This is a genomic window from Yersinia bercovieri ATCC 43970, assembly GCF_013282745.1.
In the GTDB taxonomy this organism is placed as follows: Bacteria; Pseudomonadota; Gammaproteobacteria; order Enterobacterales; family Enterobacteriaceae; genus Yersinia; species Yersinia bercovieri.
In genome coordinates this window covers 188,150-211,191 of sequence record NZ_CP054044.1, presented here as the reverse complement: position 1 = coordinate 211,191, position 23,042 = coordinate 188,150, and the positions used below count along the sequence as shown (strand labels likewise).

Here is a 23,042-nt window from a genome sequence, read left to right as displayed (position 1 = left end):
CCTTCATCCTAAAACGACACGCGAACCGCTAGCCGTCAGTGGCAAACGCGTTGTCTTTTTTGATTTAGATGGCACTTTGCATCAGCAGGATATGTTTGGCAGCTTTTTGCGTTTTTTGTTGCGCCACCTGCCACTGAATCTGTTGTTGGTGATCCCGCTACTGCCGGTGATTGGCTTGGGATTATTGGTTGGGGGGCGCTGCGCCCGCTGGCCGATGAGTCTGTTGCTGTGGGCGACGACCTTCGGGCGGCGGGAAGCGAAGCTGAAAGATTTGGAGTTGCGCTTCGTGCAGGCGTTTCGGCAGAAAGTTACCGCGTTTCCGGTGGTGGTGATGCGGTTGCGCGAATACCTGGAGAGCAGTGACGCCGAGGTTTGGCTAATCACCGGTTCGCCGCAGCGACTGGTCGAGCAGGTTTACCATGACTCAACATTTATTCACCGCTTACGGCTGGTGGGGAGCCGCATGGCACGGCGCAATGGCGGCTGGGTGCTGCCTCTGCGCTGTTTGGGGCCAGAGAAAGTGGTGCAGTTGGAGCAACGGTTGGGGTCACCGCTGAAACTCTACAGTGGATATAGCGACAGTAAGCAGGATAACCCGCTGCTGCACTTCTGTGAGCATCGTTGGCGGGTCAGTAAGACCGGCGAATTGCAGCAACTAGAGTAAAAGTTGTTGCTGCTATTCGCCACGTTAATGGGTTACCCCTTAGTGAGTGACGTCATTGTCATGGTGGCCAAGCCGCCAGATCCGCTCAGCATGTCTGCCCAGCAGCCATAGGCTGATGCCCAACAGCAGGAATAGCACCGTTTTTGGCATTGCATCCCAGAATAGCTCAAAGAAGCGGGTATACAGGTTGATGGCGAGGAATGTCAGGCCAAAGCCGCGTAACATCGCATCATCCCGTTTTAGCCCTAGCCAGATGGCCATTCCAGCCGCCATGGCAAACAATAAGCTCCAATGTAACAGCTCTATCTGGCGAGTCTGATACCAATGGTCAATATCGCCGTAATTGCCAAAAATAGACAGTATCCATAAGGCGATAAACAGGTAAAGCAGCCCCATCGCCTGTGAAACCCGATCTAGTCGACGCCGCGCCAGTTGCGGTTGCAACGCCAGCGCAGCGGCGCACAGCACCAGGCCAAAGGCGATAAAGCGCATCGGATAATTCATTCCTAGCCAATAAGCGCCCCAACCTGATGCATAGCCGGTCTCCGCCCCAAAGGCATTCCCTAGCGAGAGTAACGCGAATAGCCACACCAGCGGCGAGCGGCCAAACCAACCGACCACGCCATAGATAAGGGTGCCGAGCAGCAATAAGCCAGAGAATCGCCCACTGCCATTATCCAGCCAGAGGCCCAGTTGGCTGATAGCGGCGGCGGTCATCAGGACGCCGAGGAACAGTATCGCCTCATTGCTGTAGATTTTGCTGGCATCTTGTCGGCGGCGGCGAAAGCCCCAAATATAAAGCAGGGTTGCCAAAACCCCTGTCACGGCGACCCGCACCGGGGGATCGAAGCGGAAAAACTGACTAATCCAATTGAGCAGGAGTGTGTCAGCCATTAAGCTGCCAATGGAGATAACCAGTGACGCCAGTGCTGCGAGAAAGGCATAACCTGCCAACCTGCGCCAGTCAAAAGGTTGAATATCGATGTGGTTTAATAAGCGCTGATGTTCTTCCTCGGCGATCACCCCTTCATTGACCCATCCATTGAGCGTTTTGCGCACAATCGTGGCATTTTTCTTGCTGAGCTTCATTTATCTGGCTTCCATTATCAGAGAACACTCATATCGGCAGGTACGTTTTCTATCCAGCCGAAACAGTAACCGATCATGATATTCTGAGCTACTTTATATGCAGCTAGTGAAGCTGTTGCCGGGATAACGGGTGTAGAGGTTATGGTTAGCTGTGTATAATGCACGCCGCAAAAGTAGCTGAGAGGTTAATGTGTCTGCTGATAACAATTTATCTTCTGAATGTGTGTCGACCGCTGAGTACAGTGATGAGTACTGGATGCAGCGCGCGTTGATGCTGGCCCTGCGCGCGCAGGAAGAGGGTGAAGTCCCAGTGGGCGCGGTGTTGGTGCTGGATAATCAGGTGATTGGCGAAGGCTGGAACCGCTCTATTTGCGATAGTGATCCCACGGCGCACGCCGAGATCATGGCGCTACGGCAAGGTGGGCAAGTGGTGCAGAATTATCGTCTGCTGGACGCCACCCTCTATGTGACGCTGGAGCCATGTGTGATGTGTGCCGGTGCTATGGTACACAGCCGGATTCGCCGTTTGGTGTATGGGGCGAATGATCTGAAAACTGGTGCCGCAGGATCACTGCTGGATATTTTACGCCACCCAGGGATGAATCATCAGGTGGAGATCAGCGCGGGTGTGCTGGCAGAGGCCTGTTCCCAGCAGTTAAGCGCGTTTTTTCGTCAGCGCCGCGCGCAGCAGAAAGCATTGAGAGTCGCGCTGCGGGCCTCGGTGGACAAAAATTAACCCGCGCGCGATAACCTGAGATGAAAAATGAGTGTTAGTTACTGATTGACCAGCCGGGGGCGACGACCGGATAGGCTCTCCCCAATTCAGCCTCGATAGCCGCGTGTTGGGCAGCTTTTTTCTCTTTTTCCTGCAAATATCCCACCAAACTCACCTGATAACGGCGAATATTCTCGACGTAGTTATAGGCTTCGTGACCACGGGCGTAGCCATAGGTGGTGCTCGGGTAGTAGCGTTTTTGGCTCAACATGGGGAGCCGCATTTTGACATCAACCCAGCTGTCTGGGTTGCCATTCTGGTTTTTGGTCAGCCGCCGTGCATCCAGCATATGACCATAACCCATATTGTATGCCGCCAGTGCGAACCAGATTCGCTCATCCTCGGGGATGGTTTCCGGCACTTTTTGCATCAGCCGCTGCAAATAGATGGAGCCGCCTCTAATGCTCTCCTCGGGGTCTACGCGGTCTTTGACCCCCAAACCATCTGCGGTGGCGCGGGTTAGCATCATCAAACCCCGCACGCCGGTTGGCGAGGTGGCTTGCGGATTCCAATGAGACTCCTGATAAGCAATCGCCGCCAGCAATTTCCAATCGATATCACCTGCATGTTTTTCAAACAGTGGCCGGAAAGTAGGCAGCACATTGTCGATGGCGGAGAGGAAAGTTTTGGTATCGACATAATCAAAGCTACCGACATGGCCGAGATATTTCTCCTCCAGCCGCGCCAAACTGCCGTCTTCCACCATCTGGCTGTAGAAGTCGAGCATCGCGGCATAGAGGCTGTCATCACTACCTTTGCGGAAATACCAGGTCACCGGCTCTTCATCTGTGACATCAAAGGCGACCGCCAATTGCGGGTGAATGCGTTGCAGCAGAGCAATGGTGATGGAGTCACCCAGGGTATAGTCGAGTTTGCCATCAGCAACTTGCTCCAGTAGCTCTTTCCCTGTGCGGTCAATGGATGATCCCCAGTTAAGATCCGGATATTTGCTCTGCTTAAGCTGTTTTAGTGTGGTCATATGAGCTGAACCGGAGGCAACAATCAGCTGCCCTTTCAGATCACCGAAGGATTTTGGTCGTGGTGTGCCAAGTCGGTAGACCAACTGCTGCGAGACCGAATAGTAGGCAGGGCCAGAGCGCGCCCGATTAAGACGTTCGCGGTTATAGATAAGCCCGGCGGCCAGCATATCTGCATCATCGCTATCTAAAGCATCAAACAGATCGTCAATATTATGATGTGGGGTCATGACCAGCTTGACCCCCAGATAATCGGCAAAACGTTTTGCCAGCTCATAGTCGAGGCCGGAAGGGCCATCTTTTCCGGGGGTGTAGTTCAGTGGTGAACTAATAGTGCTAACTCGCAGCTCACCACGGGCTTTTATGCGATCGAGTTGCCCCTCCTGACCATTGCGCCAGGGAATATTGGGCCACAGTGCGAGGGCCAAAAGTATGGCAATTACACCGATAACAAAGTAATTTAATTTTATGCGCGTCAAATAGTTATCTCTCGGCAGCGCTCTTTATATATGTGTCGTGAAGCGAGAATCGACATGGTTAAATCCCCAGTGGAGTGGCATTTTGCGCAACAAATCGTCAGTGTGCAACTTTATTGCGTGCTTATTTATCCGGTATTCAGCCAATAACCCTAATCGCAGTTTCTGACGCAATTATGAATAATAGCTACGCAAACGGTTTCGTCGGCGGCTTAGATTCACTATAATGGCGCGCGTTTTCCCCTGTTTTGCGCCAATGAGTGCTGCGCCCAATGAAGTGCTGTTCCAGTCGCTTCGAAGAGAGAGAAACTTAGATTATGGAAATACTGCGTGGTTCGCCCGCTTTGTCGGCTTTTCGTGTTACCAAACTGTTGTCCCGTTGCCAGGATGCTCACCTGCCGGTGAGTGATATCTACGCCGAATATGTTCACTTTGCCGATGTTAGCGCACCACTGAGTGCCGATGAACACGCCAGACTCCAACGGCTGCTTAAGTATGGGCCATCTCTCCCTGAGCACGCGCCAGAAGGGCGTCTACTACTGGTTACCCCACGGCCGGGAACCATCTCTCCGTGGTCTTCCAAAGCCACTGATATTGCGCACAACTGTGCATTGCCACAAGTGCTGCGGCTGGAACGTGGTTTGGCTTTCTATATTCAAGTTCAAGGCCCGAGTCTGAATGAAAGCCAGTGGCAACAACTGTCGGCGCTGCTGCATGATCGCATGATGGAAACGGTATTTTCCGATTTGCAGCAAGCAGAACAGCTGTTCTCTCATCATCAGCCAGCCCCGGTACAACGGGTGGATATTCTGGCGCAGGGCCGCAGTGCACTGGAGCAGGCCAATACCAAATTGGGTCTGGCACTGGCAGCGGATGAAATTGATTATCTGCTGGCCGCCTTTACCGGGCTTGGGCGCAACCCGACGGATATTGAGCTGTATATGTTTGCGCAGGCAAACTCTGAGCACTGCCGCCATAAGATCTTTAACGCGGATTGGATAATCGACGGGGTTGCTCAGCCTAAGACCCTGTTCAAAATGATCAAAAATACCTTTGAACACACGCCGGATTACGTGTTGTCTGCTTATAAAGACAATGCCGCGGTGATGGAAGGTTCTCAGGTTGGGCGCTTCTTTGCCGCGCCAGAGAGTGGTGTTTATGGCTACCATCAGGAAGAGGCGCATATTCTGATGAAAGTTGAGACCCATAACCACCCAACGGCCATTTCACCCTGGCCGGGAGCGGCGACCGGGTCTGGTGGTGAGATCCGTGATGAAGGTGCCACCGGACGTGGCGCGAAACCGAAAGCAGGTTTGGTGGGCTTCTCAGTCTCTAACTTGCGTATTCCCGATTTCGAGCAGCCGTGGGAAGAGAATTTCGGCAAGCCGGCGCGGATAGTCACCGCGCTGGATATCATGACCGAAGGCCCATTGGGCGGTGCCGCATTCAATAATGAATTTGGTCGTCCAGCGCTGCTGGGCTACTTCCGCACCTATGAAGAGCGGGTTAACAGCCATAACGGCACTGAGTTACGTGGCTACCATAAGCCCATTATGTTGGCGGGTGGGATCGGCAATATCCGTGCCGATCATGTGCAAAAAGGCGAGATCACCGTCGGCGCTAAGCTGGTGGTACTCGGCGGCCCGGCAATGAATATTGGCCTGGGGGGCGGCGCGGCTTCATCCATGGCCTCTGGTCAGTCAGATGCGGATCTGGATTTCGCCTCGGTACAACGGGATAACCCAGAGATGGAGCGCCGCTGCCAGGAAGTGATCGACCGCTGCTGGCAGTTAGGTGACCACAACCCGATTCTGTTTATCCATGACGTCGGCGCGGGCGGTTTGTCCAACGCCATGCCGGAGCTGGTCAGCGATGGCGGTCGTGGTGGTCGTTTTGAGCTGCGCGATATCCTGAACGACGAGCCGGGCATGAGCCCGCTGGAAGTGTGGTGTAACGAATCTCAGGAGCGCTATGTCATGGCGATCGCCCCGGCGCAGATGGCGCAGTTTGATGAGATCTGCCGTCGCGAGCGCGCCCCTTATGCGGTGATTGGTGAGGCTACGGAAGAGTTACATCTCACCCTCAATGATCGCCATTTCGATAACCAACCGATCGATATGCCGCTGGATGTGCTGCTGGGTAAAACGCCGAAAATGCTGCGCGACGTGAAGAGCCTGCAGGCCGAAGGTGAGGCGCTGGAGCGCGCTGATATCACGATTATTGATGCGGTAAAACGGGTGCTGCATCTGCCCGCGGTAGCTGAGAAAACCTTCCTGATTACCATTGGCGACCGCACCGTGACCGGGATGGTGACCCGTGATCAGATGGTGGGGCCATGGCAGATCCCGGTGGCCGATTGTGCCGTCACCAGCGCCAGCCTTGATAGCTACTATGGCGAGGCGATGTCGCTGGGCGAACGTGCGCCAGTGGCGCTGCTCGATTTCGCCGCCTCTGCCCGTCTGGCGGTCGGTGAAGCGCTGACTAATATCGCGGCGACCCAAATTGGCGAACTCAAGCGCATTAAGCTGTCAGCCAACTGGATGTCAGCCGCCGGTCATCCCGGTGAAGATGCCGGTTTGTATGATGCGGTGCGCGCTGTCGGCGAAGAGCTGTGTCCGGCGCTGGAAATTACTATTCCAGTGGGCAAAGACTCGATGTCGATGAAAACGCGCTGGCAGGAGGGGGAGGAGCTGCGGGAAATGACCTCGCCGCTGTCACTGGTGATTACGGCCTTCGCCCGTATTGAAGATGTGCGCCACACCGTGACGCCACAACTGCGCACTGATAAAGGTGATAACGCGCTGCTGCTGATTGATTTAGGCGCGGGCCACAATGCACTGGGTGCCACTGCTCTGACTCAGGTTTACCGCCAGCTAGGGGATAAACCGGCGGACGTGCGTGATGTGCAACAGTTGGCGGGATTCTTTAACGCCATGCAGCGCCTGGTGGCGGATCAACTGTTACTGGCCTACCACGATCGTTCTGACGGCGGTCTGTTGGTGACACTGGCTGAAATGGCCTTTGCTGGTCACTGTGGCATTGATGTCGATATTCACTCACAGGGTAATGATTCACTGGCCTCATTGTTCAATGAAGAGTTGGGGGCGGTGATTCAGGTAGGTGCCGAGCAGCGTGAGGCGGTAGAAAAAGTGTTGGCCGAGCACGGTTTGGCAAATTGCGTTCACTATCTGGGCCGTGCGGTTGAGGGGGATACTTTCGCTATTCGCCGTGGCACTGAGCTGGTCTACAGTGAAAAACGTAGCACCTTGCGCTTGTGGTGGGCAGAAACCACCTGGCAAATGCAGCGCCTGCGGGATAACCCGGATTGCGCGGATCAAGAGCATCAGGCGAAGCAGGATGAGCGCGATCCTGGCTTGAATGTGAAACTGACCTTCGATCCGGCTGAAGATATCGCCGCACCTTACATCATCAAGCAAGCACGGCCAAAAGTGGCGGTGCTCCGTGAGCAGGGGGTTAACTCCCATGTTGAAATGGCGGCCGCCTTCCACCGCGCCGGTTTTGATGCTGTCGATGTGCATATGAGTGATCTGTTGGCGGGGCGCATTGATCTGCGCGCCTTCCAGACCTTAGTGGCCTGTGGCGGCTTCTCTTACGGCGACGTCTTGGGCGCGGGTGAAGGTTGGGCGAAATCGATCCTGTTTAATGATCGTGTGCGTGATGAGTTCGAGGCCTTCTTCCACCGCCCTGAAACTTTGGCGTTGGGGGTGTGTAATGGTTGCCAGATGATGTCTAATCTGCGCGAATTGATCCCCGGTGCTGAGCACTGGCCACGCTTTGTCCGCAACCTGTCAGATCGCTTTGAGGCGCGCTTTAGTCTGGTTGAGGTGGCGAGTAGCCCGTCGCTGTTTATGCAGGATATGGCCGGTTCACGGATGCCAATTGCCGTGTCACATGGTGAAGGTCAGGTTGAAGTGCGCGATGCTGCGCATCTGGCGGCATTGCAGCAAAACAACCTGGTGGCATTGCGCTTTGTGGACAATTACGGCGCAGTAACTGAACAATATCCGGCGAACCCGAATGGTTCAGCGCAGGGTATCACGGCGGTGACCAGTGCCAGTGGTCGTGCAACCGTTATGATGCCGCACCCTGAACGTGTCTTCCGTACTGTCAGCAACTCATGGCATCCAGAAGAGTGGGGCGAGGATAGCCCATGGATGCGGATGTTCCGCAATGCGCGTAAGCAATTAGGCTAATCAATCCGGCTCAGGGGAGTGATCCCCTGAGTTTTATCACTCCAGCGTAATATCGTAATTTCTGCTCACCGTCACTTTATTATTATCAACTAACTCGATAATAACCTTATAGTTTCCTGCAAGAGTGCTGGTCTTCTTTAGTGACACATGGCGTTGATTATTATTAACAAAGCCTGATGTTTCTATGATGTCAAAATTATCTTTATCATTAAGAACAACATTATAATACAGTAACCCACTGCTTTTTAAGGTGAATGTTATTTCCGCCTCTCTGCCTGCGATATTTTGCACAAGGTGAAAGTCCTCAATGGAAAATTCGGGGAAGCTATCATCGTCATGATGTTCGATAGCGGATACCCGTGTAGGTACTGGCTTAGCGGCTATCGCGCTTGAGTTGTGGTTTAGCGCTGCGGTGTAGTAGGGGCTAAATAGGGTGGTGAGTAATATTAATCCCGTGGTTATATTGGCAGGCTTCATTTTGCCTCCTTATATTCGGATTAAGGTTAAGCGGCATCCTTGGTCAACTGAGTAGAGTGCTCCTGTTTTTGGTGGCCACTTCTGGGTCAGAACAGAATAGTGAATTATTTGCCTTGGTAATGAAATCGCATAATTTATAACGCAGTGGTGGTTTTCGCGTAGGCGGGGCGCGAGTGACTCAGCAGCGGGCTGACTCAATAATCCGATTAATATATTAAAAATTAATTTTTATCTTATTGAATAATAACTATTTTAATTTAACTGTCGGTAAATCGCGACAATCAGCTAAATCACTGTCTCAAATAAGAGACATTTAACATTATGATTTATATACAGTTTATTTAATTTGCCTTTAGGTGTCGTGATTAAGCGACAAAGAATTTATCATTGATTAATTATTGAGCTTTTGTGGTTTTTATTATTTTAATTAAAAAATAATTTTTCATTATAAATCAATTGATTAATGTTTATTTTTAAAAGTTGGCACGCAAGCTGCATTATCCTATTCAGTTGCTCATTCACCTCTTTATGATAGTCCCGCTGTTAAGCGGAATATGCGCTTCATAAGCCACCGAATGATGCCTAAGACTGGTGCCTATCGTCCACCTAAACCGATATTGTGTGAATGCACATTATCAAACATCGGACGACACGTTGAGTGAGGCACCGCCTATGTCCTGCTGTGATGAACCATTCATCAATTTTGGACATGTCTGGATGCTATTCGTCTCATCCTCCCGATGATTGCTACGGCTTCATCACACTGGAGACGATATGTAAGGGCATCCAAATATTCTTGCGACGGGGCAGCTATTGCCCCGTTGTCTCATTGCCAGTTAGTCATTTCATCACTGTATAACAGGCAGGTCTGATAATGATTCTGACGGTTATGAGTAAAAAAAATTAAATTTAAAGCACTTAGCTTCTGGCGAGTGCTTTTTTTTTATCCCGCATAGGGCGGTCGCGGTATTTATTTGGATTGCAGCCATTGTAATCCCGACAGAGTCAGCTAGCATCACAACAGGATGATAGGTAATGAGATGATTTCGTTGAAAAGATGGCGTTTATTCCCCCGTTCTTTACGTCAATTGGTGCTCATGGCATTTCTGTTGGTGCTGCTGCCGCTATTGGTGCTCGCATATCAGGCGTATCAGAGTCTGGATCACTTAAGTACTCAGGCGGCTGATATCAACCGCACCACGCTGGCAGATGCCCGGCGCAGTGAGGCGATGACCAGTGTGGCGCTCGAAATGGAGCGCAGCTATCGCCAATATTGTGTGTTAGATGATGCCACGCTGGCCAAGCTCTATCAGCATCAGCGTAAACAGTACGCGCAAATGCTTGATACTCACGCCCCTATTCTGCCTGATGCTCGCTATTACCAAACCCTGAGTGGGCTTCTGAACCAACTTTCTGATATTCAATGTAAAAATAGCGGCCCGGCACAGAACGCTTCTGCGCTATTAGAGCAATTTTCCCGCTCAAATGCCGAAATGGTACAGGCCACCCGCGATGTGATTTTCTCGCGCGGTCAACAGCTGCAAAAAGATATCGCCGAACGTGGCCAATTCTTTGGCTGGCAATCACTGTTGCTGTTTTTGGTTAGCGTGCTATTAGTAGTGTTATTCACCCGGATGATAATTGGGCCGGTTAAAGGCATTGAGCGAATGATAAATCGCCTGGGAGAGGGACGACCGCTGGGTAATACCGCCCTGTTTAAGGGGCCTCGGGAGTTACGGTCACTGGCACAGCGCATTATTTGGCTCAGCGAACGTTTAGCCTGGTTGGAGTCACAGCGCCATGAATTTTTGCGCCACATCTCCCATGAGTTGAAAACGCCATTAGCCAGTATGCGCGAAGGGACTGAATTGCTGGCTGATGAGGTGGCCGGGCCATTAACCCAGGATCAGAAAGAGGTGGTCGCTATCCTTGATAATAGCAGCCGCCACTTGCAGCTGTTGATAGAGCAACTGCTGGACTATAACCGCAAACTGGCGGATGGCCCCGGTGAACTCGAAAATGTTGAACTGGCCGACATGGTTGAAGATGTGATTTCCGCCCACAGTTTACCGGCGCGTGCCAAGATGATCCGCACCGAGCAGGATTTGCAGGCGGACATTTGTTGGGCAGATCCAACGCTATTAATGCGGGTATTAGATAATCTCTACTCCAATGCGGTGCACTATGGCGAGGAATCCGGTACCATTTGGATTCGCAGTCGTCAGGTGAATAACCGCGTACAAATTGATATCGCCAATACCGGGGCGCCAATCCCGAATTCAGAAGAAACAATGATATTTGAGCCTTTTTTCCAGGGAAGCCATCAGCGAAAAGGGGCCGTCAAAGGCAGCGGATTGGGGCTGAGTATTGCTCAGGACTGCATCAGACGTATGCAGGGCGACCTGCAATTGGTGGCCGTGGATTATGCCGCCGTCTGTTTCCGTGTTGAATTGCCATTAACCGCCGAGAATGAATGAATAATGTACAAATGGTCTATAAGCAGTATCACTAAAAAGACCGCCTTGTTATCAGGTTCCACCTCAACTGCGGCCACTATGCCTGCGGGCAACTCTGGTATGGGTATTTTTTGGCGAGCTATATTGCTGGCCCCACTGTTACTCACCGGGTGTACAGATAATTCTGCTAGCAGCCGTTTTTCACAAGCGGTTCAGATGGTGATACCGGAAACGAAAATCGTTGATTATCGTACGTTACCCTGTGATGTGCTGTGGGACATTGATGATAAAGAGACGCTGGAAAACTCGCTGTACTGGTTACGAGCGATGGATTGTGCTGAGCGCCTTGGTTCTACTCAGGCGCGGGCGTTAGCCAAAGCACTGCCAGTGATCACTTGGTCTGCCGCCTTTAAGCAGGGCATTCTGATTAGCAGTGCCGAGCCGTCGATAGCCGAGCGGCGTCAGGTGGTTGAGCGCCTAAACAGCTATAGCCCAACCTTGCCAGCCGCTGTGCGCCCATTGATTCAATTGTGGCGCGAGCAGCAGGTGCTGCGCATCTCTTTGGCTGAGGAGCGCACTCGCTATCAGCGCTTACAAGATGAATCAGATGCTCAGATAGATCGTCTGCGGGAGAGCCAGGTCCGGTTGCAATATAACTTGCTGGATACCACCCGCAAGTTGGAAAATCTGACCGACATTGAGCGGCAGCTCTCATCGCGTAAGCAGTTACAAAATGAAATTCCAGAAACTGACGCGGAGAGCAAACCCGCGGCAGCAGCGGCCAAACCCGCAGAAGTGAAACCTCAACCCAAAGTGGAGCCTGCCAAACCGGCAGCAGCTAAGCCGATTGAAGCTAAGCCGATTGAAACCAAGCCAGCAGAGGCCAAACCGGCAGCCGCTAAGCCAGTAGAAGCTAAGCCGGCAGAAGCTAAGCCGATTGAAGCCAAACCAGCAGAGGCCAAACCAGCTGAAACCAAGCCAGTGACACCCCAAACTGACACTCAATCGGTCGCGCCAGCAATAGAAAAACCGGCTGATACCCCGCCAGTGGTGCCGCCAACTGACCTCCCCCCTGCGACTAATAAGGAATCTCATGACGCCACGCAAACCGGCCAATCTACTGCTGGTTGATGACGATCCCAGCTTACTCAAACTACTGGGGATGCGTTTAACCAGCGAAGGATTTAATGTCACCACCGCTGAAAGCGGCCAGGAAGCATTACGCCTGTTAATGCGCGAGAAGATTGATTTGGTTATCAGTGATTTGCGGATGGATGAGATGGATGGCATGGCGCTGTTTGTCGAAATCCAAAAGCATCAACCCGGTATGCCAGTGATTATCCTGACTGCCCACGGCTCGATTCCTGATGCTGTTGCCGCCACTCAGCAAGGGGTGTTTAGCTTCCTAACCAAACCGGTTGATCGTGATGCTTTATATAAAGCGATCGATGCGGCTTTAGAGCTTTCTATGCCTGCCGGTGATGATAGCTGGCGCGAAGAGATTGTCACCCGCAGTCCGGTGATGTTGCGCTTGCTGGAACAAGCCAAAATGGTGGCGCAATCAGATGTCAGCGTGCTGATTAACGGGCAGAGCGGCACTGGTAAAGAGGTATTGGCGCAAGCTATCCATGCTGCCAGTCCACGGGCGAAAAAAGCCTTTATCGCCATCAACTGCGGTGCACTACCCGAGCAGTTACTTGAATCAGAACTCTTTGGTCATGCCAAAGGCGCATTTACCGGCGCTGTCAGTAGCCGCGAAGGGCTATTTCAGGCCGCAGAAGGCGGTACGCTGTTCCTCGACGAAATCGGCGATATGCCGTTGTCTTTGCAGGTAAAATTGCTGCGGGTGTTGCAGGAGCGCAAAGTGCGCCCACTGGGCAGTAACCGCGACTTAAGCATTGATGTCCGGGTGATTTCAGCCACGCACCGTGACTTGCCTAAAGCCATGGCGAAAAATGAATTCCGCGAAGATCTCTACTATCGTTTGAATGTGGTGAATCTGAAGATCCCCGCGTTACATGAGCGTTCAGAAGATATTCCGCTGTTGGCAAACCATCTGTTACGTGAGTCAGCTAAGCGCCATAAACCCTTTGTCCGCAGCTTCTCAACTGATGCTATGAAACGGCTTATGACCGCCAGTTGGCCGGGTAATGTGCGCCAACTGGTCAACGTTATCGAACAGTGTGTGGCATTAACTTCGGCTCCGGTTATCAGTGAAGCGCTGGTTGAACAGGCGCTAGAGGGGGAGAACACCGCATTACCGACTTTTGTTGAGGCGCGTAATCAATTCGAATTGAATTATTTGCGTAAGCTGCTACAAATCACCAAAGGAAATGTGACCCAAGCCGCCAGAATGGCGGGGCGCAACCGTACCGAGTTTTACAAATTGTTGTCACGTCACGAGTTGGATGCCAACGATTTCAAAGAATAACTGTTGTTAATCAATGACAACGCTGATAACCGAGTTTAAATACAAATGAGCAGATCACTTTCCGTTGCGTTAGCCCAGCTGAATTGGCTGGTTGGCGATATCGAAGGCAACACTGAACGTATGTTGCAAACCTTAAATGAGCAGCAGAAGGCGGGGGCCAGTCTGGTCATGTTCTCCGAGCTGGCTTTGTCCGGTTATCCGCCAGAAGATCTGCTGTATCGCGATGATTTTTATCAACGCTGTGAAGCACAGTTGGATCGTCTACAAGCCGCAACGCAGCATATCGCGGTGCTGGTAGGCCACCCGTGGCGCGAAGCGGGTAACCTGTATAACGCATTATCGCTGTTTTCTGAGGGTAAATTGCTGGCGCGCTATTTTAAACAGCAATTGCCGAACTACGGCGTATTCGACGAAAAACGTTACTTTTCAGCCGGTCATGACAGTTGTGTCGTTGAGTTGAAGGGCTACCGTCTGGGCTTGCTTATTTGTGAAGATTTATGGTTCGACGGCCCGGTCGATGCCGCGAAAGCCGCCGGTGCCGAAGTGCTGTTGTCGATCAATGCCTCCCCTTATAACCGCGAAAAACCCTATATCCGTAAAACCTTGATGGCGGCACATTGCCAGCGCACCGGCTTGCCATTGGTCTATCTCAACCAGATTGGCGGGCAGGATGAGCTGATTTTTGATGGCTGCTCCAAAGTCTTCGATGCAGCGGGCAACCTGACCCATCGTCTGGCGGCATTTGCCGAGCAAACCACCTTGTTGCAGCTCAACGAGTGTGAAGTGGTGCCGATGATGGCACCTGCCGCTGAACTGCCACCACTGGCGCAGGTCTATGAGGCGCTGGTATTAGCGGTGCGCGATTACGTCACTAAAAATGGTTTTAATGGCGCGGTACTGGGCTTATCCGGCGGGATTGACTCCGCGCTGACACTGGCGATTGCCGTCGATGCGCTGGGTAAAGATAAGGTTCAGGCATTGATGATGCCGTTCCGATACACCGCAGATATCAGTATTGCCGATGCCAAAGAAGAAGCTGAGATTCTGGGCATCGAATTTGATGTGCTCTCCATCGAGCCAATGTTTGATGCTTTTATGGGGCAACTAGCCCCGATGTTTGCCGGTACTGCGCGCGATACCACGGAAGAGAACCTCCAGGCGCGTTGTCGTGGTGTGGTGCTGATGGCGCTGTCCAACAAGCGCCGCAGCATTGTATTAACCACGGGTAACAAAAGCGAAATGGCCGTGGGCTATGCCACTTTGTACGGGGATATGGCGGGCGGTTTTGATGTGCTGAAAGATGTGCCAAAAACCCTGGTCTTCAAATTATCGGCATACCGTAATACCGTCTCCTACGTGATCCCGCAGCGGGTTATCACGCGCCCACCCTCTGCGGAGCTGGCTCCTGATCAGAAAGATGAAGATAGCCTGCCCCCTTATGATATTTTGGACGCCATCCTCGAAGGCTATGTCGAGCAAGATAAGTCGGTGGCTGATTTGGTCGCAGACGGCTTTGATGAAACTATCGTGCGTAAGGTCATCCGCCTGGTAGATATCAATGAATACAAACGGCGTCAGTCAGCTGTCGGGCCGCGCATCACTGCCCGCAATTTTGGTAAAGATAGACGCTATCCGATTACATCAGGCTTTGGCCGCAAGAATTGGTAACAACAGGGATTCACCATGAAAAAAATTGACGCGATTATTAAGCCATTCAAACTGGATGATGTCCGTGAGGCGCTGGCTGAGGTTGGCATCACCGGGATGACAGTGACAGAAGTAAAAGGTTTTGGCCGCCAGAAAGGGCATACCGAACTGTACCGTGGCGCTGAGTATATGGTGGATTTCCTGCCAAAAGTAAAAATCGAAATTGTGGTTGCTGACGATATCGTCGATACCTGCGTCGAAGCGATTATGCAGACAGCTCAGACCGGTAAAATCGGCGATGGCAAAATTTTCGTGTTTGATGTCTCCCGCGTGGTGCGCATTCGTACCGGTGAGCAGGACGAAGAGGCGATTTAATTTGCCGCCCTCTGGCAATTAGAGAGCCGGCAACAGATAGCACGCAAGAAAAAGCCCGTTTCGTTTATAACGAACGGGCTTTTTGGCTTCTACACTCTATTTATCAAGCTAGGACAAGTATCAAGCTAGGACAAGTATCAAGCTAAGACAATTATCAAGCTGGAACAAACAGCCCCAACCAATAAAACAGATTCAGCACCACCCCGGCGATAATCACCGCCACCACAGGGGCGGCAATTTTCATCACTGGGCGGCCAATGGCTTCGTTGAGGAAATAGAGCGCGGTGGTAATGGTAAAACCGGTGTATCCGGCCATCTTGATCGAGGCAAAAATAGCCCCGATTAACAGCGCGTATTCCATCAGCAAGTTCATGGCATTACGGATATTATCCGAGGCATTGCGCACTGAAGGGAAGCGGCCCAACCACTTGCCGATTGACCGCAACATCAGCACTTCCAGCGATATCACTACCGCCCCGATGATTCCTGCCAGCAATGGATTCGGCACCAGATAGCCGACCACAAACACAAAGGTGAAACCGGCAACGGCATAGACCCCGGTTGCCAGTGCGGTGGTAGCAATCAGCGGCACAAAGCCCAGACCGCGCATAAACTCAGCCAGTGACGCCTGATGGATCAGCGCTAGCGACTCTTCCGGTGTGATGCCGGGGGCGTAGGCTTTCGCCAGCGTATAAATTGACACTTCGCTGCCGCCGAAGATCTTCATGCTGGCCACCGCAGAGATTAACCCGCCGACAATCGCCAGCATCGGGAGATTTTTAATAATGCGCTGGGTTCGCTCTTCGAAAACCGAGTGTCCACCCCCTCCCAGGTGGGTTTTTGCCCGCAAGTCTTGCGCAATGGCGATGCCAATCAGCAGTATCATGCCGACGAAAATTTCAATGGATTCAGGGAATAGCCCGGTAAAGCGGGTAATCAATAGGCGGGTCAGCAGCACAATAAAGGCGGAGACAATCGCCGTTTTCCAACCAAATTGATAGAAAATAGCCACCAGTGGGAACAGGGCAAAGGCGGAAATGACAGGGCTACTCAGCTCCCCCAGCGAACCGATAAAGTTCACCGGCAGTGAGGTTAGCGCGGTGTTCACCGCCGGCAGGCTAGTGAGAGCCAAAATCCCCCAAGCGGCACCTAGCGCGAAAGCCAGATAGCTATTGATCGCCAAGACACCAATGATGTCGGTTGGCAGGAACAGTAACCAGGAGTTAAGCAAACCGGTTGAGAGTGTAAACGAGATGCCGACGGAGGCGATAAAACCGACACTCAGACCGAAAGCGATACTGCCTGCTTCACGGCGGCTCATGTTTCCCTCAACCAATTGCGGCAGAATAGGGCGGATACCGTCATGGAACACGGCAACAGATCGGTGAGAAAGTAATGCGGTCATCCCTGTCAGCAGGGCAACCACAATAATATGAATATAATCCACGGTGGCCCCTTAGCGCAGTTGGGTAATCAGCAATGGGATGGCATGTTCAATATGTTCGACGGATAGGCCAAACGCCACTTTACCTTCCGCCACCACTTTCTCTATCTGCTCAGCTTTGGCTTTGATGCCGGGCTTGGCGATGGTGGCGCTTTTGTTATAGCCAATAATCGCAATCGCCATGGATAGTGCGGCACCAGCCCCGGTGTTGCAGGCACCAATGTAGTAATCCAACTGGCCCTCTTTTACCTTGACGGCCGCATCCATATCCGAAAGGATAAATGTCTCAAACGTATTCGGTGCCGTCTGCTCAATCATTTCGCGAATTAATTCTCGTTGCAGCCCGGCAATGCCAATCTTCTTCATAATCACTCTCCTTGCGTGGCGAAAAATTTATTAGGATTGTGGCGCAACATCATCTCCACCTGAGCTTGGGAGATCCCTGCGGCCAGTAACATGGGAATAAACGAATCCACTAAATAGCTAAACCCGCTGCCACCATTGATTGTTAAATGTGAGCGGCGGGTAATATCCATCGACAGCATCACCCTATCCAACAAGCCGTGTTGCGCCAGCGTGACGAGCATGGCGACCCTGCGCTCATCGGGGAAATAGCTGTTTTTGCCAATGGTATCGAACTGGACATACACGCCCATATCGATCATTTGTAAAATCAGATCCGGCTGCTCTTTCAGGTCGCAATGGCCGATAACCACCCGATCCAGCGGCACACCATGCTGCTTAAGCAGGGCTATCTGTTGCAGGCCCATGGTGCTGAAACTGGTATGGGTCGAGATGGCGAGGCCGGTAGCATGGTGGGTCAGCGCGGCGGCATGGAAGACTTTTGCTTCATCGGCGGTGATAACCCCTTCACTGGTGCCTATTTCGGCAATCACACCCGCTTTCAGTTCAGTGCCGTCAATACCCGTTTCTATCTCATCAATCATGGTCTGCGCCAATTGCTGCGCCGTGCTTTCGCGAACCATCGGAGGGTAGAAACTGTCGGTATAGTAACCAGTTGAGGCGATGACATTGATGCCACTGTCACGCATCAGATTCAATAGGAATTGGGGATTGCGGCCCATGTAGCGGTTGGTGACTTCGACAATATTCGCCACCCCTTTAGCCACTAATTCGCGCATTTCGTCACAGATTGGCTGATATTGATCCAGCCGACAGTCCAGATTATTTTTAAATCCAGACAAATCAATGTGGAGGTGTTCGTGCGCGTAGGTGTATCCATCAGGATTAATCATCGGCAGGCTCCAAAGCAGGTAAATATAGGGGCAAAATCTCACCCGATATTGACGGCCATTGATCGCTGGGCGATTAATTTCATTAGCGCAACTTATGATGGCGGCAACTAATATATCGGCAGATTAATCAATCAGTACAGTAATAATATTACTTATCCGTCATATTATTCGATAAAGCGCTAACAAGAACATATTACATAAGCTAACGCATTAGATCGTGGTCTCTTTAGCTCAACTGATTGCCGCGACTATCATAGCAGCCAAGCAGGCGGGGTTCTCCGCGCTGAATGCCATCAATCAATACCACGTCACTGCGGGTCGCAAATATTTGAGTGCGGAAACTCATGATAACCGGGCTGCCTATCGGGAACTCCCCCGCCAAGCCCAGACAGTAATCGATACTGCTCTCATCAATGGGTAATAGGGAGCTTTGGCTGAATTGATTGTCATGGTGAATCAATGCGTTTTGCAAATGGCCACGACGATAATAGCCACCACCATAGAAATAACTGTTGCCAGAAAAATGGTGGGAAATCTCGGACAGATAGAGCATCGATATCTGTTCCGGTTGGTCACCCTGTTGATTGGCGGGGATGGTTCCGGTGAGGGCATGGCCGGGTTCCGCGTGTGTCACCCCCCATTGGGCTAATTGTGGCAGGGTAGTACAACTGGTAGCTGAAGGGGCATTCACCTGTTCAACGTCGACCCCCTCGGCTAGCAGGATATCCCGAGCCGCCAGCAACGTGCGCATATTGGCGGTGGGTAAGGTCTGGTGTGACGGGGGGTCATACAGCATACAGGGGAAGTGAGTTATCCCGACCAATCGCACCGCCGGTAATTTACGGATAGCGGTAATCACTGCCGGTAGATCTGTTAATTCAAAGCCCGCCTCTTGCCCGGCATACAGCAGATCGCCAGCCTGACAAACTTTCAGCAGCAGCGGCTGGGTAGTGTGCTGCTGGTGTGCCGCCTGTGAGATCTCCTGCGCTTTCTCCAGTGAGAAGATGGTAATCACTTCCGGCTGCCTGCGCACTACTTCTGCCACCATCCCCGAGGGGGGCTGTACTAAGTGACCAATATGCGCGACAGGGATCTGGTGGTGATAGAGCAGCCGGGCCTCTTTGAAATCAACCGCGACCATACCTTGATAGCCAGCGCCCTCATAACGGCAAGCCAACAGGCGGCGGCAGAGTTCAGGGTTGCGCCCAAACTGCTTGCTCATCAGATACAGTTTTATCTGATAATGATGGGCGGTTTTCAGCAGTAAACGGGCATTAGTTTCCGTTTGTTCAACATCGATAACATAACTATCTGGAGTGATTTTTCCCTGGTGCCAGAACGAAATAGCCGCATCAACTAATTTAGTGTTTTGTTTTAATAGGGTTTTTAAAAACATTTTATGTCCTAAGCGCCCGAGGCATTATTATTATCTGTTAAATAATTTTTATTTTGAATATTTATAAAAAAAAGACCCTGATGTTGTATATTTGATAACACTATCTACAAAGCAAAACTAGCGCAGTGGTGGCAAGTCACTAGAAAGGTATAGACCGTAAAGGTTCGCGAGTAAATATCCAATTTCATTTTCAGCGGGTTTTAGTGAAAAATAGGCCAATAAATCCTGATTAATCTCGCGAATATAGTGGATATGCTCACTTTGGACAATTTCAGCCAGTATCGCCGGGTCCAGGGCTGGGATCTCCTCACCACGGCGAGTGCGCATTAATGCATTCGCCATATGAGTGATGGCCATAACCCCATGATCGCCATGAACTGGCAACTGCCAAAAGTTCTCTAACCGATTGATAACCTGGTCTAAACCCTGACCGATGTCGGTGTCGATAACCCCAGCCTGACACAAAATATTAAGACGTGAATTAATACAGATTTCCAAAGAGTTAGCCTCCTGAAAACAACAGCTTAGCCTGCAATTAAGCTAAAATAATTAATAGCGGGGTTCTATCTCGCCCTTTTGAACCGCGCGCTGGTGATTTAGTAGCAATGTTTCATTGATCCCTTTCTCCAGCAGTAATTTGATTGGGTGATTATCTGGCCGGATCAAGATGACCGCTTGCGAGGCTTGAATATAGCGCTCATCGCCTTGTAGTTTGACCGCTTGCAAATGGTCATGGGGAACATCATCAGCCAGATTCCAAATAGCAGCATCAATATCACCACGATTAATATGCACGATACAGTCGCTATAAGGTAATTCAACCAACTCGATAGCTTGCCCGGCAAATTTAATTTCAGTCAGTAAGCATTGATCGGGGGAGCGCGGGTCTAATCCAACCCGGCGAATATTGTGCTGTTCACCGCGGCGGCAAATAAGCTGGTGGCCATCGACGTAAGAACCATTGCCCAGATTTAATGCCATCGCCACTCGCCCTTGAGCCAGATAACTTTTTGCAGCCAGATGCGATACCACCGCCATATCGTAAATACCATCTATCAAACATTCGATACGCACTTCGGCACCACGCATATGGGCGAAATAGAGTGGGAGTAAGGTAAATTGTTCCCTTAAGCCACTGGCCAGACCTTCATAAAGTTTAGTATAGGGTAGCGGCATCGCACACACCATATTACCCAGATCTGCTTGTTGCAGTAACAGTGCCATATTCAGATCAACTAATAAGGTGCCATTGCGGCCACGACGTTCAACGATGATAGCTCCATCAGCCTCCAGCACTTTTAATGCGTGCTGCACCACACCAACGGATATGCCGAAATCTTCTGATAATTCATCGATGGTTTTAAGTCGATTACCGGGGCGCTCACCAATTAAATAGCGCGCCATAGATACCAATGCTAACCCTTCTTTTTTTATGAATTTTTTACTCATGGTAGGTTAATTCAGCCTTATTATACTCAGTATGCCCTTCATTCTTGAAGTTGCAGGGGTGTTGGCTACGTTCTCTCACCCGAATCACTTACTTGTGTAAGCTCATCGGGATTATGAGCCTCATTAGAGGCCCACCCTACGGGCCAGCACAGGTGCTGTTCAAAATGGTTTAAAACCATTTTGTTATTCGCTTGCCGCCTACCCGCAACTCCAATTATTTTGGGCATGCCCTTTATTCTTGAAGTTGCATATGCGCACTGGTTCCCTACCTGCAACTCTAATCATGTTGGGTATAAATTATGTTACCGAGTAATAAACAGTGAGGGGATAATTTTAGCCACATTAATAACTTCAGTTATATGAATTTTGAGAAATTCATCTGAATGCCTCATGGTGGCAATATTAAGTTAGGATATATGAGATCTAAATCACGTTCTACCAAATTTAAGCACAATAATCAGGCTGAATTTTTAGCGCGGAAATGTGTGAGAGGCCGAATGACCTCCCACGAAAAATTAAATAAAATTCAATAATTAAATAACTTTATGCGGCCCGAAACACTCATAGTGAATTCGTTCGGATGCTACCCCCTGTGCCAATAATTGACGTCCGACAAATTGCATAAATGCCAGTGGGCCACAGCAGTAATAGTGTCTATTGGCATCGGCGGTCAACCAGTGATGTGAGCTGAGATCCATCAACCCCTTGCTCTGGTACTCCTCACCCTGATTATCTTGCGCGGTGGGTTCGCGATACCACAGGTGACAGCTAAGATTCGGCATGTTGGCGGCAATCGCGGTGACTTCATCGGCGAATGCATGAACACGACCATTTTCAGCTGCATGTAACCAATGCACCGATGCGCCATGTTGTTGATCGTGCAGGGTATTGAGCATACTTAGCATGGGTGTTTGACCCACGCCGGCGGAAATCAGTGCCACTGGGGTCTCCGCTGAGATATCCAGAAAGAAATCACCGCGAGGCGGTGCGATGCGCACACTGTCGCCTTCGTTTAGCTGTTGGTGCAGATAGTTAGACACCGTACCTAACTCTTCACGTTTCACCGCAATGCGATAGGTCTTACCATTGGGCGCGGCGCTCAGTGAGTATTGGCGGATCTCCTGATACTCGAGCCGCTCATCTTCAATATAGATACCCAAATACTGACCCGGTTTGAAATCCAGCACCCGACCACCATCTTCCGGTGCTAATACAAAGCTGCAAATCACCTCACTCTGCCGCTCTTTTTTAATGATACGGAAGCGGCGCAAGCTTCTCCAACCGCCAGTGCTGGTTTCACCCTGTTGATAAATATCACTTTCTCGCTGAATAAACAGATCGGCTAATACTCCATAAGCTCTACCCCAGGCGTCTAACACCTCCTTACCGGGCGAGAACATCTCATCTAGCGTGTTAATTAAGTGATGACCGACGATGGCATAATGCTCAGGCTGAATATTCAGGCTGGTATGTTTCTGGGCAATGCGCTCAACGGCGGGCAGCAGGGCCGCCAGATTGTCGATATTCGCCGCATAAGCGCAAAGGGCGTTGAACAGCGCTTCCCGCTGATCACCATTTTTCTGATTACTCATGTTGAATATGTGCTTTAACTCAGGGTTGTGCTCGAACATGCGATCGTAGAAATGCGCGGTTAGTTTGGGGCCAGTGGCGGCAAGTAATGGAATGGTGGATTGAACGGTGGCGATGGTTTGGCGGTCCAGCATGGTGACTCCTTGGTCATTTTTATCCCTTGGCATTCGCTGCTAAAGCTCAAATGTCATTGGGTATTTATCGTGTGTAATTTAATACATGTATTTTAAATGCATCTTATAGATTGCCCCCTAATTTGTAAATGCACTTTGCTGTTATAGGGGATTACCGTGGCAACCCAGCTCACAGAATGTGAATAAACCACA

At 51.0% G+C, this 23,042-nt stretch carries 18 protein-coding genes; 8 read left to right on the top strand and 10 right to left on the bottom strand.

What is annotated here, in order from left to right; translation table 11 throughout:
• The first annotated feature begins 76 nt into the window (after window positions 1–76).
• Window positions 77–664 carry a phosphatidylglycerophosphatase C gene (gene yfhb / locus HRK25_RS01000; protein ID WP_233420378.1) on the top strand — a complete coding sequence of 196 codons (588 nt, stop codon included), beginning with the start codon at window positions 77–79 and terminating at the stop codon, window positions 662–664.
• Window positions 665–703: 39 nt separating this feature from the next.
• Here yfhb and HRK25_RS00995 read toward each other — a convergent pair whose 3' ends face one another.
• A complete protein-coding gene (locus HRK25_RS00995; protein WP_005274263.1) occupies window positions 704–1,753 on the bottom strand; it encodes a hypothetical protein in 1,050 nt (349 codons plus the stop codon).
• Window positions 1,754–1,943: 190 nt separating this feature from the next.
• Between HRK25_RS00995 and tadA the strand changes: the two genes are divergently transcribed.
• On the top strand, window positions 1,944–2,489 hold the full coding sequence (tadA, locus tag HRK25_RS00990) for a tRNA adenosine(34) deaminase TadA (RefSeq protein ID WP_005274266.1): 546 nt from the start codon (window positions 1,944–1,946) through the stop codon (window positions 2,487–2,489).
• Between the two features lie 34 nt (window positions 2,490–2,523).
• On the opposite strand, the gene mltF is transcribed toward tadA, so the two are convergent.
• Complete coding sequence (gene mltF, locus HRK25_RS00985; RefSeq protein ID WP_005274269.1) at window positions 2,524–3,984, bottom strand: membrane-bound lytic murein transglycosylase MltF; 1,461 nt, start codon at window positions 3,982–3,984, stop codon at window positions 2,524–2,526.
• A 314-nt stretch (window positions 3,985–4,298) separates the two neighbouring features.
• Between mltF and purL the strand changes: the two genes are divergently transcribed.
• The gene (purL, locus tag HRK25_RS00980; RefSeq protein ID WP_005274277.1) at window positions 4,299–8,195 is read left to right on the top strand and encodes a phosphoribosylformylglycinamidine synthase; all 3,897 of its coding nucleotides are present in this window, start codon (window positions 4,299–4,301) and stop codon (window positions 8,193–8,195) included.
• Between the two features lie 36 nt (window positions 8,196–8,231).
• On the opposite strand, the gene HRK25_RS00975 is transcribed toward purL, so the two are convergent.
• Window positions 8,232–8,672: a hypothetical protein gene (locus tag HRK25_RS00975; protein ID WP_005274280.1), complete on the bottom strand. Its 441-nt coding sequence runs from the start codon at window positions 8,670–8,672 to the stop codon at window positions 8,232–8,234.
• 1,040 nt (window positions 8,673–9,712) lie between these two features.
• On the opposite strand from HRK25_RS00975, the gene HRK25_RS00970 reads away from it, so the two are divergent.
• The 5 genes from HRK25_RS00970 to glnB all read left to right on the top strand — a co-directional run bounded on the left by HRK25_RS00970 (window position 9,713) and on the right by glnB (window position 15,581).
• A complete protein-coding gene (locus HRK25_RS00970) occupies window positions 9,713–11,149 on the top strand; it encodes a sensor histidine kinase (RefSeq protein ID WP_032897891.1) in 1,437 nt (478 codons plus the stop codon).
• 78 nt (window positions 11,150–11,227) lie between these two features.
• On the top strand, window positions 11,228–12,259 hold the full coding sequence (gene qseG / locus HRK25_RS00965; protein ID WP_152411966.1) for a two-component system QseEF-associated lipoprotein QseG: 1,032 nt from the start codon (window positions 11,228–11,230) through the stop codon (window positions 12,257–12,259).
• Window positions 12,222–13,559, top strand: coding sequence for a two-component system response regulator GlrR (gene glrR, locus HRK25_RS00960; RefSeq protein WP_032897894.1), 1,338 nt, complete (start codon window positions 12,222–12,224; stop codon window positions 13,557–13,559). Before qseG ends, glrR begins: the two co-directional genes overlap by 38 nt.
• A 45-nt stretch (window positions 13,560–13,604) precedes the next feature.
• Window positions 13,605–15,227, top strand: a complete 1,623-nt coding sequence (locus HRK25_RS00955) for an NAD+ synthase (protein ID WP_005274290.1) — start codon at window positions 13,605–13,607, stop codon at window positions 15,225–15,227.
• Between the two features lie 15 nt (window positions 15,228–15,242).
• Window positions 15,243–15,581: a nitrogen regulatory protein P-II gene (gene glnB / locus HRK25_RS00950; protein WP_002231018.1), complete on the top strand. Its 339-nt coding sequence runs from the start codon at window positions 15,243–15,245 to the stop codon at window positions 15,579–15,581.
• A 154-nt stretch (window positions 15,582–15,735) separates the two neighbouring features.
• Here the strand turns inward: glnB and HRK25_RS00945 are convergent, their stop codons facing one another.
• The 7 genes from HRK25_RS00945 to hmpA all read right to left on the bottom strand — a co-directional run bounded on the left by HRK25_RS00945 (window position 15,736) and on the right by hmpA (window position 22,850).
• On the bottom strand, window positions 15,736–16,986 hold the full coding sequence (locus HRK25_RS00945; protein ID WP_050413689.1) for a YhfT family protein: 1,251 nt from the start codon (window positions 16,984–16,986) through the stop codon (window positions 15,736–15,738).
• 51 nt (window positions 16,987–17,037) lie between these two features.
• A complete protein-coding gene (locus HRK25_RS00940) occupies window positions 17,038–17,391 on the bottom strand; it encodes a DUF2620 domain-containing protein (protein ID WP_005274293.1) in 354 nt (117 codons plus the stop codon).
• 2 nt (window positions 17,392–17,393) lie between these two features.
• Window positions 17,394–18,281, bottom strand: a complete 888-nt coding sequence (locus HRK25_RS00935) for a phosphotriesterase-related protein (RefSeq protein WP_005274295.1) — start codon at window positions 18,279–18,281, stop codon at window positions 17,394–17,396.
• Window positions 18,282–18,507: 226 nt separating this feature from the next.
• Window positions 18,508–19,677 carry a YhfX family PLP-dependent enzyme gene (locus HRK25_RS00930; protein ID WP_005274297.1) on the bottom strand — a complete coding sequence of 390 codons (1,170 nt, stop codon included), beginning with the start codon at window positions 19,675–19,677 and terminating at the stop codon, window positions 18,508–18,510.
• Window positions 19,678–19,794: 117 nt separating this feature from the next.
• Window positions 19,795–20,175 (bottom strand): hypothetical protein, encoded by a 381-nt coding sequence (locus HRK25_RS00925; protein ID WP_005274299.1) that lies wholly within the window; start codon window positions 20,173–20,175, stop codon window positions 19,795–19,797.
• A gap of 51 nt (window positions 20,176–20,226) precedes the next feature.
• A complete protein-coding gene (gene yhfZ / locus HRK25_RS00920) occupies window positions 20,227–21,126 on the bottom strand; it encodes a GntR family transcriptional regulator YhfZ (RefSeq protein WP_005274303.1) in 900 nt (299 codons plus the stop codon).
• A 533-nt stretch (window positions 21,127–21,659) separates the two neighbouring features.
• Window positions 21,660–22,850 (bottom strand): NO-inducible flavohemoprotein, encoded by a 1,191-nt coding sequence (gene hmpA, locus HRK25_RS00915; protein ID WP_032897901.1) that lies wholly within the window; start codon window positions 22,848–22,850, stop codon window positions 21,660–21,662.
• Window positions 22,851–23,042 lie beyond the last annotated feature (192 nt).

Bases quoted from the DNA above. Each gene is read 5' to 3' on its own strand.
- HRK25_RS00995 (WP_005274263.1), bottom strand. From the start codon at position 1,753: ATGAAGCTCAGCAAGAAAAATGCCACGATTGTGCGCAAAACGCTCAAT.
- purL (WP_005274277.1), top strand. From the start codon at position 4,299: ATGGAAATACTGCGTGGTTCGCCCGCTTTGTCGGCTTTTCGTGTTACC.
- HRK25_RS00975 (WP_005274280.1), bottom strand. From the start codon at position 8,672: ATGAAGCCTGCCAATATAACCACGGGATTAATATTACTCACCACCCTA.
- HRK25_RS00970 (WP_032897891.1), top strand. From the start codon at position 9,713: ATGATTTCGTTGAAAAGATGGCGTTTATTCCCCCGTTCTTTACGTCAA.
- qseG (WP_152411966.1), top strand. From the start codon at position 11,228: ATGCCTGCGGGCAACTCTGGTATGGGTATTTTTTGGCGAGCTATATTG.
- glrR (WP_032897894.1), top strand. From the start codon at position 12,222: ATGACGCCACGCAAACCGGCCAATCTACTGCTGGTTGATGACGATCCC.
- HRK25_RS00955 (WP_005274290.1), top strand. From the start codon at position 13,605: ATGAGCAGATCACTTTCCGTTGCGTTAGCCCAGCTGAATTGGCTGGTT.
- glnB (WP_002231018.1), top strand. From the start codon at position 15,243: ATGAAAAAAATTGACGCGATTATTAAGCCATTCAAACTGGATGATGTC.
- HRK25_RS00945 (WP_050413689.1), bottom strand. From the start codon at position 16,986: ATGACCGCATTACTTTCTCACCGATCTGTTGCCGTGTTCCATGACGGT.
- HRK25_RS00940 (WP_005274293.1), bottom strand. From the start codon at position 17,391: ATGAAGAAGATTGGCATTGCCGGGCTGCAACGAGAATTAATTCGCGAA.
- HRK25_RS00935 (WP_005274295.1), bottom strand. From the start codon at position 18,281: ATGATTAATCCTGATGGATACACCTACGCGCACGAACACCTCCACATT.
- HRK25_RS00930 (WP_005274297.1), bottom strand. From the start codon at position 19,677: ATGTTTTTAAAAACCCTATTAAAACAAAACACTAAATTAGTTGATGCG.
- yhfZ (WP_005274303.1), bottom strand. From the start codon at position 21,126: ATGAGTAAAAAATTCATAAAAAAAGAAGGGTTAGCATTGGTATCTATG.
- hmpA (WP_032897901.1), bottom strand. From the start codon at position 22,850: ATGCTGGACCGCCAAACCATCGCCACCGTTCAATCCACCATTCCATTA.